We start from the raw sequence: 10,050 nt of genomic DNA, 5'->3' as shown, positions 1-10,050 counted from the left end.
GGGGGGGGGGGGGGGGGGCCCGGGGGGGGGGGGGGGGGCGCGCCCGGCGGGGGGGGCGCCGGGGGGCGCGGCGGCTGCGGGCCGCCGCCAGGGCGTGGTGTCCGTCACCGGGTGGCCGCACCCTCGGGGGCGGCCGGCCGTGCCGGCGGCGTACCGCCCGGAAGGACGGTGCGGGCCGGCCGTGCGGTCCGGACCGTCCCGCCCGCGACGCCCGTGGAGGGCAGGGCCCACCAGGCCGCCATGCCGATGATCACTCCGGTCAGGACGGTCGAGGGGCCGCCGATGTCGGCGTAGAGGAAGTCGGTCAGCTGCCACACGAACAGCCCGGTCGCGACGAGCCCGCAGTCCCGCAGCGCGGCGCCGTCGGCCATGCACCGGCGCAGGCCCGCCACCAGCAGCGCCAGCCAGCCGCCTGCCAGTGCCAGCAGCCCGATGAGCCCCTGCTCGCTCAGCACCAGCAGGTACATGTTGTGGGGGGACAGCAGCGGCTGGCGGATGTAGGCCTGGCCGGCGCCCGCGGTGTCGCTGCCCGAGGAGAGCGCCAGCCCGGAGTGCGCGTCCCGGTTGGCCGGGAAGCCCTTCAGGCCGACCCCGACCGCGGGGCGCTCGCGCCACATCGACTCGGCGGCGGCCCACATCGTGTAGCGGTCGGTGACCGACTGGTCGGGCGCGTCGGAGACCTGGGTGATCGAGGTGAGCCGTTCCGCCACCATCTCGGATCCGACGCCGAGGCCGCCCACGAGCACGACGCCCGCGGCGGCCAGGGCGACCAGCACTTTCAGGGCCCGCCGGATCCCGGCCAGCGCCATCACCAGTACGGCCGCGGCGAGGGTCGCGATCCACGCGCCGCGGCTGAAGGACAGCACCAGCGGGAGCACGAGCAGCAGCGCCGAGGCGCCGGCCACCCGGCGGACCCGCGCCGGCAGCCCGGGTGCGAGCGCCGCGGCGGTGGCGACGACCAGTCCGTAGGCGACGACCGTGGCCATGCCCATGACGTCGCCGGGGCCGAAGGTGCCCACGGCGCGGATGTCCTCGCCCTGGTAGGAGGCTCCGGTGTGGGTGGCGAACTGCACCACGCCCACCGCGCCCTGGACCAGCGCCAGCACCACGAAGCACCCGGCGGCCAGCCGGAACTCCCCGGCGTCGCGCACCAGCAGCACGATCGCCGCCGGGACCAGCACGAACACCTGGAGGTAGCGGACGAAGCCGGGCAGGGCGGCGTACGGGTCCCCCGCGGTCACGGTGGAGACGGCGAGCCCGACTGCGGGCAGCCCGAGGACGAACACCCCGAGCGGGCTCAGGGTCCGCACGCGGCCCCGCAGGGCCTGGATCCCGCAGACGAACACGAGCAGCAGGGAGGCGGCGTCGGCCGGGCCGACCTTTCCCGAGGCGGTCGCGTCGCCCGCCGGCAGCGGGGCGAGCAGCGCCAGTACGGTCGCGGCGAGCGGCAGCAGCGGCCAGTGCCGGCGCAGCAGATCGGCGGTGTCCGGGCGGGCCCAGGACGTCGGTGCGGCAAGGCTCATGCTCAGCTGCCCCCCAGCCGGAAGCGGAAGAAGGAGGCCGCGGTGCGGGCCAGGATCCACAGGTCCTGCCACAGCGACCAGGTGTCGATGTAGTGGTTGTCGAAGCGGGCCCGGTCCTCGATGGAGGTGTCCCCCCGCAGGCCGTTGATCTGGGCGAGGCCGGTGATGCCGACGGGCATTCGGTGCCGGGCCTCGTAACCGGGGTGGACGCTGCTGAACTTGGCCACGAAGAAGGGCCGCTCGGGGCGGGGCCCGACCAGGCTCATGTCACCGCGGACCACGTTCCACAGCTGCGGCAGCTCGTCCAGCGAGGACTTGCGCAGGAAGGAGCCGATCGGGCTCATCCGGCAGTCGCCGGCCACCGTCCACCGGGTGGCGGACTCGTGGGCGTCGGCGCGCAGGGTGCGGAACTTCAGCAGGGTGAAGGGCCGCCCGTACAGGCCGACCCGCTCCTGCCGGAAGATCACCCCGCGTCCGTCGGAGACCCGTACGGCCAGCGCGCAGGCGCCCATCACGGGCGCGGCCGCCAGCAGCGCGAGCGCGGCGAGCGAGGAGTCGATGACCCGCTTCGCGAAGCGCTCCACGGGCCGGGCCGGGCGCGGCAGCAGGGGCTGCACGGCGTACCCCCACAGCTGGTCGGCGGGCTGCGCGACGCGCATGCCGGTGATCTTCGCGGTCCCGGCCGGGTCGGCGAGCCAGAGCCGGCAGCCGTGGTCGTGGAAGAGGCGGACCAGGGAGGCGGTGCGCTCGTCGGCCTCGGGCGGGCGGGTGAAGACGGCGTCCTGGACGGAGTTCTGGATGACGGCTCGCCGGATGTCCTCGTGGGTGACCAGGACGGGCACTCCCGCTCCCCCGTCGGCGCCGGCGCCGGTCCTCACGGCCGTGTCGGCGAGTCCCACGGGGCGCAGCCCGTACTCGGGGCGACCGTGCAGGGCGGCGGCGACCGCGCTCGCCCCGGCTCCGGGTCCGACGACCAGGGCGGAGGCGGGGCGCCGGAGGTGGGTGCGGCGGCGCAGCTGGTTGACGAACCCCCGCCCCGCGCAGGCCAGTACGGCCTGGAGGCAGACGGCGCCGAGCAGGACTCCCCAGCCCAGGGCCTCGGCGGGGGCGACCGCGGCCAGGACCGCGGCGGCCCCGCACCACAGGACGGCCGCCCGTCCGGCCAGGGCGGGCAGTTCGAGGAGTGCGGAGGGGGCGAGCCGCGGCCGGTACAGCCCGGCCTGCGCGTGCAGCGCGGCCAGCAGGAGGGCGAGGGGCGCGGCCGCTCCGCGCGCCGGCTCCAGTCCTGGCAGGGCGGCGGCGGTCGCCACGACGGCGAGCGCGTCGGCGTTCAGCAGCGGGAGGATCCCGTCCCGGCGGCGGACCCGCTGCGGCCGGAGGGCCGTCCGGGCCTGGTCGGCCTTGGGCCCGCGCGGCGGGTGGATGGCGGTCACGGACCGGCGGACGGCGGTGGCGCCGGGGGTGACGGCGTTGACGGCCGCCGTGAGGCCGGTGCTGATCGTGGTGTTGATGCCGGCGTTGCCGGTCGTGGTGGTGCTGGTCATGCCGGCACCGGTGCTGCCTCCGGCAGGCCCCGTGGCACCCTGCCCGGTGTGCCGGGGGGGTGCGCTGTCCATCGTCATCGGCTGATGCGCTCCTGGTTCAAGGGCCGGGGCCTGCCCAGCAGTTCGTGATACAGACCGGTGACCGCGTCCGTGGTCCGCCGCACGTCGAAGTCCGTTCGCGCGTGCCGCTCGGCCTGCTCCCCGAGTTCGGCGAGCAGCCGGGGCTCGGCGAGCAGCCCTCCCAGGGCCTTGGCCAGCGCCGTCGGGTCCTCCGGCTCCACCAGGCACAGCCGTGCGTGGCCGGGCGGCAGGCTCTCCCTGGCACCGCTGACGTCGGAGACCAGGACCGGGCGGCCGCAGGCCATGGCTTCGAGCGGGGCGAGCGCCATGCCTTCCCAGCGCGACGGCAGTACAACGAGATCGGCGGCCCGAAGCCACGGCCGGATGTCGCGGACGGCACCCGCGAAGTGCACTCCGGGCAGGGCCGTGCGGCGCAGCCGTTCCGTGTCGGGGCCGTCGCCGACGAGTGCGAGGCGGGCTCCTGGGACGGCGCCGAGCAGCTCCGGCCAGGCCCGCAGCAGGATGTCCTGCCCCTTCTGCAGGCAGAGCCGGCCGACGCAGACGGCGAGCGGCCCGTCGCCCCGCAGGACGGCGGGCAGGGGCAGTTCGGCGCGCGCCAGCGCCTTGTCCCGGGCGGGGTCCGGATCGCCGGGGCGGAAGTGACCGAGGTCGACGCCGTTGCGGATCACCGACCAGCGGGCCGCGATCCCCTCGGACTCGCCCGTGCGGCGTTCGGCCTCGCTGACGCAGAGCACCCGGTCGGCCCAACGGGCCCCCAGGCGCTCCCAGCGCAGCGCGAGCGCGGCGGTGGCCCCGCCGACCGCGTCGAAGGACCACGCGTGCGGCTGGAAGACGGTCGGGACGGTGCCGCGCACGGCGAGCCGTCCGGCGAGCCCGGCCTTGGCGCTGTGGGCGTGCAGGACGTCGGGCACGACACGCCCGATCAGGCGGCGGGCGCCGAGCACTTCGGCGGCCAGGCCCGGTCCGAGGGCCCGCCCCGCGCGCCAGGTGAACACCTCGGCCCCGGCGTCGCGTGCGGCTTCGGCGAGCTGCCCGCCGCGCGGGCAGCCGACCACGGTCCGCAGTCCGGCGGCGGACTGGGCGCGGACGAGGTCGACGACGACGCGGGCAACGCCGCCATCGACGGGCTGGACGAGGTGCAGGACCGACGGGGGTCTCCCCGGTGAGGGGGCGGCGGGGGCGGCGGATGCGGAAGGTGTCGGCGGAGAGGAGGTGGAGGACGGGGAGGAGGGCGGTGGTGAAGGCTGCGTTGGCACGTGGAGTGGTCTCCTGCGTTCAGCGGCGCGCGTCTGTCTGAACGAAGAGCACACCGAGGAATTGACCCTGACTTTCACCCGTGAATCCGAAGGTGAGGCTTCGGGCGCCACCGGACAGGGCGGGGCTCAGATCGAACACGTCCGCGTCATATCCGAGGTTATTCATATGTTCGGGCTGTCGCACGAACGAGTGATGCCCGAATTCCGTGATCGTGGAATTCATAACATCATTAAAAGGATTTTCTGCATCACTCAGGTCGATCCGGCGTCCACTGTCGGCGGTCACCGTGAGTGAGTCCCCGAGCGAGCCGCGGTCGCCGTCGTAGGCGACCACCCCGGCCCGTCCCGAAGCCCCGGGCGCGGCGTCCAGGCCGGCCATCTCGACCGTCTCACCCGCCGCCTCGCCGGCCCCTGCGGCCAGCGACTCGAAGCCGTCCCAGATCGAGACCTTCCGTACCGGCTCCTGCGGGTGCTCGTAGGCCACCACCAGCGTCCAGCCGCCCCAGGCGCCCATGTCCGAGTGGCCCATGGCGATGTTCAGCTGGGCCACCGTCCACATCCCGGTGCCGCCCTTGCGGACCAGCGGAGTGACGTCGGCGGAGGCCTGATAGGCATCGCCGCGGTCGTCGCTGCGGTGTCCGATCACCGTGTCGGCCAGCACTTCCTTGTACGCGCCGCCCGGCTCGGCGACCAGCACCCGGCCGTTGTCCTCCGGGGGCTTCTGCTCGCCGACGCGCAGGTTCCCGCCCCAGTAGAGACGGGCGTACGAGACCTTCGCGCCCGGCGGGACCTTGAGCTCGGCCCGGGTGGAGTTGTAGGTGTCCGGGTCCTTGTCGACCTCGTCGTAGAACATCTCGAAGTCGCCGTTGGTCCCGGCCGCCCCCTTGTTGACCGCGGCGCACGGCTCGGCCTGCGGGGTCTCCTCCTTGCGGCAGCCGATGGAGGAGTTGGAGGCACGGACCAGACCGCCGTGCAGCGCGGCCTGGTAGCGCTGGGTGAAGGGAACCCGGGACGCTTCTCCGATCAGGGGGGTCCGTTTCCCCGGCGGGGCCGCGGCACCCGCCGCGGGCACGTTCGCCGAAAGGACGAGGCAGGACAGCAGACCGAGCGTGCCGAGGATTCTGCGGGAGGAACCCATGACCCCGTCTCCATTTTTCGATCAAGGGGACAAAACAAAAGTGAACTTTGTCAGAACTCAGGCGGGAAATCACGCCGGACTCGCTCATACGGCCTTTTGGGCGATAGCACGCACCCTCGGCTCGGGAGGGTCGTTATGGCGTGCGAGATTGTTCGAACCGAAAGGGAAAGCGGAGATGCGCCTCGCGGGTGGGTCCCCCGGCGTCCTGAGCGGCAACCTGCTCCAGGGCCCCGCCGGAGTCCCGGTGTACGTCGGCGGCCGCGCCGTCGACGCGATCGCCCCGCCGAACCCCGCGTCCGGCGGCTCCCGCGTCAACGTCTGACGTCAACCGAGCAGCCCGAAACTTCGGCATCCGAGTGAAGAGGCGCAACCCGGACCACGGCCGGGCCGTTGATCCGGGTGCTTGAGTACCGGGCAATCCTGCAAAAAAGGGACCATCATGATCAAGAAGTTTGCGGCCGGAGCAGCGGTTGCCGCCTCGTTCGTCGGTCTGGGTGCCGCCATGGCCCCGCAGGCCATGGCCATCGGCAACGACAACGGCATCAACACCGTGAACGGCAACGGGGCCTCGCAGATCTACGGCAACCAGGCCACCTACGGCAACATGAGCCCGCAGATGGCGCTCATCCAGGGCTCCTTCAACAAGCCCTGCATCGCCCTGCCCGCCAAGGCCAACGTCCAGTCCGTCCTGGCTCTGGTCAACGTCGGCGTCCAGGACATCCCCGTCCTGTCCAGCCCGCAGAACCAGCAGTGCACCGAGAACTCCACGCAGGCCAAGGGCGACGAGGCCCTCTCGCACATCCTCAGCAACATCCCGGTCCTGTCCGGCAACGCCTCCGCGGGCAGCTGACAGCACCCCGCGCACCGCGCCCGCGAGGCCGCCGCACCTTCGGGTCGCGGCGGCCTCGCCGCATGTCGGGATTCGAATAGCAGGCAGGGCGGGCCGGAGAAATGCGGCAGAATTCGGGACGCGCGAGCATCTGAGTGAAATGGCGGACCGCTCGCGAAAATCCCCGGTTGCTTTTTCCTCACGCACTCGTTGTTGTTTCTGCAGTGGATACGCCTCTGCGGGAAGGAATCTAAAACAAATGATGTACAAGAAGGCAGTGGTGCTGGCCGCCGGCATCCTGATGGCCGCCGGTGCCGCCTCCCCCGCCATGGCCGACTCCGTGGCCGACGGCAAGGCCATCGGCTCCCCGGGTGTCCTGTCGGGCAACCTGGTCCAGGTCCCGGTCCACGTCCCCGTCAACCTCTGCGGCAACACCGTCAACGTGATCGCGCTGCTGAACCCCGCGTTCGGCAACACCTGCGTCAACGCCTGACACAGCGCCTGCGCCCGCAAGGGCAGACCTCCTCGGGGTGGCCTCGGAGTGCACGGCGGTGCACTCCGGGGCCACCTCCGATTCAGCACCGGCCACCGCGCCGGTAGACAGGGAAGGACCCATGCGACAGGTACTGAGCCGACAGGTACTGGGCAAGGGGGTACTCACCGCGGCCGCCGCGTCGAGCCTGCTGTCGATCGCGACCGGCGCGGCCTACGCGCTCCCCGGAGCCATGGCCGAGGCCTCGCATTCCCCGGGCGTGCTGGCCGGCAACAGCGTCTCGGTACCGGTCACCTTCGCCCCCAACGTGTGCGGCAACACCGTGGACGCCGGAGCGGGCCTCAACCCCGCGATGGGCAACCACTGCGCCACCACGACCGGGTCCGGCGCCCGGCACGACCACGCCTACGACCGCTACCTCAGCCCCGAGCAGGCGGATGCCTTCGCGCAGTACCTCGACGAGCGCCAGGCGCGGCACGAGGAGCGGCACGGGGCCCGCCACGAGGAGCGGCACGAGCAAGGCGGTTACGGGGAAGCCCCGCGGGTCCCCCACCAGGGCGGCGCCCCGCACCAGGACGGCTACGGGAACTCCGGCGAGGAGGGGTGCGACGACCACCCGGCTCCCGAGAGGCCCGAGCCGAGGCCGCAGCACCCGCCGAAGCCGCACGCCGAGCAGCCTAGGCCGCCCGCCCCGCACCACGCACCCCCCGCACCGAAGCCGATGCCCCGGCCGGAGCCCGAGGCGGAGCACCCGGCCCCGGAGGCACCCCGACCCCTTCCGGTACCCGCCCCCGTGGAGGAGGCGCACACGCTCCCCGCCCCGGTCCCCGTCGCGCAGGAGGCTCCCGCGCCGATGCCTCCGCGCGGCAGCCAGTTCACGGAGCACCCGGCGCCCTCGGTACCGCAGGACGTACGGCCGGCCGACCAGCCCCCGGCTCCCCCGGCCGGCGACCTCCCCGTCCACCTGCCCCCGGTTCCCGCACCCCCGCCCGCGCCGGTCCCCGCGCCGTCCGCGCCCGTGGCCGTCCCCGCCGCGTCGCCGGCGGCTCCGGTCGCCGCGCCCGCACAGGCCCCCGTCGGGGAGCTCGCCGCGACCGGCGCCGGGCAGCCCGGTGCCGCGGCGGCCCTCGCCGCGGCGCTGGTCCTGGGCGGCGCCATTCTGTACCGGAGGTCCCGTATCGCCTGACGGCAATACCGGTAATCAGAAGAAGTATCGGCCGGAGAGTCCCCTTGTCGGATTCTCCGGCCGTCGCCGTGTTCGGTTCCGCGTTTCCGTAACGTCGGGGAATCGTTAGCCAGGGCGATAGTGGCGAGGGTCGCCACGGGAAAAGGATTTCGATAATGAAGCTCTCGAAGGTCGCCGCCGTGGTCGTCGGTTCCGTCGCCGCCCTCGGCGCCGCTTCCCCCGCCTTCGCCACGGAGGCGTCGGCCGTCCCCATGAGCGCGACGAGCGGACTCACGGAGGTCCTGGGCGCGGTCAACCCCGTCTCGGAGGCGCTCCCCAACACCGTGGCCAACGGGATGGCGGAGCAGGGCGAGAGCGTGGAGAAGGTCCTGACCACCGTGCAGAAGGTCAACGAGGTCCGCAACAACGCGCCGGGCGAGGTGCTGCACCTCGCGAACGGGGCCACGCAGGCGTCCCCGCTGCTCGGCGGCGTGAAGCTCAACGGCGGCGGCCACCACTGACGTTCCGTCCGTCTTCCCGGCGCGACGACTGTGGGCGCCCCCGGCCTGGCCGGGGGCGCCCACAGTCGTGTGGTGCGTCGGACGTCAGTCGTTGACGCAGGTGTTGCCGAACGCCGGGTTCAGCGCGCCGATCACGTTCACGGAGTTGCCGCAGACGTTGATCGGGACGTGGACCGGGACCTGGGCCAGGTTGCCCGAGAGGACACCGGGGGAACCCACGGCCGCGCCCTCGGCCGACGCGTCGGCCATGGCGGAGCCGGCGGCACCGGCCGCAGCGAGACCAGCGGTGGCCAGGACCAGGGCGGCCTTCTTGGCAGTGTTCATGGGAAGTGCACCTTCTCTTCGATGTTCTGCCCCGACGCCGGGGCTCACATCGAGCGAAACGGTCCGCCTGCCCGGACGACACGGTTCCGCGCGCGATCAGACCTGTTCAGCCCAATAGTCGTAACCGGCTGGACGGTTCCGGGCCCTGGTGGGGGTCCGGTCCGGCTCCGCTACGGAAGGAGGTCCGGCACCGACGGGACCGCCGGGAGCTGGGGCACCAGGCCCGCGGGCGTCTTGACGGGCGCCGCCGGGACGACGGGCACCGCGGGTACCGCCGGCAGGGCGGGCCCCGCCGGGACGGCGGGTACCCCGGGAACCGCTCCGACGGGGTCGGAGACGGGGAGGGCCGGGATGTCGGGGATCGGGACGTCGGGGATCTCCGGAATCTCCGGGAGCGGGAGGCCGGGGATCTCCGGGATCGCCGGAATCGCCGGAATCGCCGGCAGGTCCGGCAGCGACGGCAGCTTGATCTCGGGGATCTTGATCCCCGGGAGCAGGGTGCCCAGGCTCTTGGTCAGATCCGCGAGGATCTTGCCGATCTGCGCGAGGAGGTCGTCGACGGGGCCGGCGGCGGCCACCCTCTCGTCGATCTGCTCCTGTGCCGCCGCCACCCGCTTCTCGACGGCGCCGGCCCCGGCACCTTCGGCGGCGCCCGCGGGGGCGGCCGCGCCGGTGAGTATGACGACTGCGAGGGCCGACGGGACGAGGACGCGGATGCGGGACGCCTTGGTGCGGTGCATGGAACTTCCTTCGATGGTCGTGCGGAAGGGGACCCGAGCGAGCCGCCTCCTCACCCACCGTGCGAACACCTTCTACGGACCGCAACCGGACCGGGAGCCGCGCACCCCCGTTGCGGGCTGCGTACGGGCTTCGCGCACGTGTCCGGGGCCGGTCCACCCGACCCGGTGAAACCTGGCCGCCCGCAGGCCGTTTGAGTGAAGCAGCGGAACCAACCCTCCGTGCGGGCAGTTGATCAGGGCGCTCCACTAGCGGGCACTCGTGCGACAAAAGGATCAAGATGCTCAAGAAGATCATGACTGCTGCCGCGGTCACCGCCGCCGCCATCGGCGCGGGCACTGCTGTCGCGGCCCCGGCCATGGCCATCGGCAACGACAACGGGGTCAACACCGTCAACGGGAACGGTGCCCAGCAGATCTACGGCAACCAGAAGACGAC

The 10,050-nt window shown here is 73.1% G+C and carries 11 protein-coding genes and 1 pseudogene; 6 read left to right on the top strand and 6 right to left on the bottom strand.

Features of this window, described 5'->3' with window-relative positions; genetic code table 11:
- Window positions 1-104: 104 nt before the first annotated feature.
- From ABZY44_RS36405 to ABZY44_RS36390, 4 genes are all read right to left on the bottom strand, one after another.
- Window positions 105-1,523 carry an O-antigen ligase family protein gene (locus tag ABZY44_RS36405; protein WP_356661616.1) on the bottom strand — a complete coding sequence of 473 codons (1,419 nt, stop codon included), beginning with the start codon at window positions 1,521-1,523 and terminating at the stop codon, window positions 105-107.
- Between the two features lie 2 nt (window positions 1,524-1,525).
- Complete coding sequence (locus ABZY44_RS36400; RefSeq protein WP_356661614.1) at window positions 1,526-3,067, bottom strand: exopolysaccharide biosynthesis polyprenyl glycosylphosphotransferase; 1,542 nt, start codon at window positions 3,065-3,067, stop codon at window positions 1,526-1,528.
- A gap of 74 nt (window positions 3,068-3,141) precedes the next feature.
- A complete protein-coding gene (locus ABZY44_RS36395) occupies window positions 3,142-4,290 on the bottom strand; it encodes a glycosyltransferase (protein WP_356661620.1) in 1,149 nt (382 codons plus the stop codon).
- Window positions 4,291-4,423: 133 nt separating this feature from the next.
- Entirely contained in the window at window positions 4,424-5,542 is a 1,119-nt protein-coding gene (locus ABZY44_RS36390) for a DUF3344 domain-containing protein (RefSeq protein WP_356661612.1), read from the bottom strand.
- 175 nt (window positions 5,543-5,717) lie between these two features.
- Between ABZY44_RS36390 and ABZY44_RS36385 the strand changes: the two genes are divergently transcribed.
- From ABZY44_RS36385 to ABZY44_RS36365, 5 genes are all read left to right on the top strand, one after another.
- Window positions 5,718-5,864: a chaplin gene (locus tag ABZY44_RS36385; RefSeq protein ID WP_356661610.1), complete on the top strand. Its 147-nt coding sequence runs from the start codon at window positions 5,718-5,720 to the stop codon at window positions 5,862-5,864.
- Window positions 5,865-5,981: 117 nt separating this feature from the next.
- A complete protein-coding gene (locus tag ABZY44_RS36380) occupies window positions 5,982-6,392 on the top strand; it encodes a rodlin (protein WP_356661608.1) in 411 nt (136 codons plus the stop codon).
- 241 nt (window positions 6,393-6,633) lie between these two features.
- The gene (locus ABZY44_RS36375; protein ID WP_356661618.1) at window positions 6,634-6,864 is read left to right on the top strand and encodes a chaplin; all 231 of its coding nucleotides are present in this window, start codon (window positions 6,634-6,636) and stop codon (window positions 6,862-6,864) included.
- A gap of 121 nt (window positions 6,865-6,985) precedes the next feature.
- The gene (locus tag ABZY44_RS36370; RefSeq protein WP_356661606.1) at window positions 6,986-8,050 is read left to right on the top strand and encodes a chaplin; all 1,065 of its coding nucleotides are present in this window, start codon (window positions 6,986-6,988) and stop codon (window positions 8,048-8,050) included.
- 155 nt (window positions 8,051-8,205) lie between these two features.
- On the top strand, window positions 8,206-8,550 hold the full coding sequence (locus tag ABZY44_RS36365; protein WP_356661604.1) for a hypothetical protein: 345 nt from the start codon (window positions 8,206-8,208) through the stop codon (window positions 8,548-8,550).
- 84 nt (window positions 8,551-8,634) lie between these two features.
- Here the strand turns inward: ABZY44_RS36365 and ABZY44_RS36360 are convergent, their stop codons facing one another.
- Together ABZY44_RS36360 and ABZY44_RS36355 are read right to left on the bottom strand one after the other, a co-directional pair.
- Window positions 8,635-8,874 (bottom strand): chaplin, encoded by a 240-nt coding sequence (locus ABZY44_RS36360; RefSeq protein ID WP_356661602.1) that lies wholly within the window; start codon window positions 8,872-8,874, stop codon window positions 8,635-8,637.
- A gap of 170 nt (window positions 8,875-9,044) precedes the next feature.
- Complete coding sequence (locus ABZY44_RS36355; RefSeq protein ID WP_356661600.1) at window positions 9,045-9,614, bottom strand: hypothetical protein; 570 nt, start codon at window positions 9,612-9,614, stop codon at window positions 9,045-9,047.
- Window positions 9,615-9,892: 278 nt separating this feature from the next.
- Here ABZY44_RS36355 and ABZY44_RS36350 point away from each other — a divergent pair.
- Window positions 9,893-10,050: pseudogene (locus ABZY44_RS36350) on the top strand (RdlA protein); the annotation flags it as partial.

This window comes from Streptomyces sp. NPDC006544, assembly GCF_040611715.1.
Classification (GTDB): Bacteria; Actinomycetota; Actinomycetes; order Streptomycetales; family Streptomycetaceae; genus Streptomyces.
Note: the sequence above shows the minus strand (reverse complement) of the source record. Positions and strands in the feature narration are given on the sequence as shown.